The organism is Rhizobium sp. SVR5-2C (genome assembly GCF_056755115.1).
The window spans coordinates 1-267 of sequence record NZ_JBNDHT010000417.1; the positions used below are offsets into that span (position 1 = coordinate 1).

1 protein-coding gene is annotated in these 267 nt (G+C 73.4%); it reads left to right on the forward strand.

Going from position 1 to position 267, the window contains the following annotated elements; translation table 11 throughout:
• A partial coding sequence (locus ACPYOI_RS36345; RefSeq protein WP_481424211.1) for a hypothetical protein occupies positions 1 to 267 on the forward strand: 267 nt, incomplete at both ends.

Here is a 267-nt window from a genome sequence, read left to right on the forward strand (position 1 = left end):
GGCCAGGGTCGACGACTCCGACGGCTGCTCGGTCAAGGACTCGTGGGACCGCCTCGACCTGTCGCTCGAGGACTTCGCGCGCATCGTCGTCGGCCAGTGGGTGTGGCTCGACCCGGACACGACCGTCACGCCGCCCGCCGGTCCGCCCTGGCGGCCGGTCACGACACCGGAGGGCATGGCGTCGTGGGTCCGTGCCTGTGCCACCGACCCCGAGGCGGAGGCGATCCTGCGTCCGTCGCTGCTCGGCGAGCCCGGCGTGCACCTTCT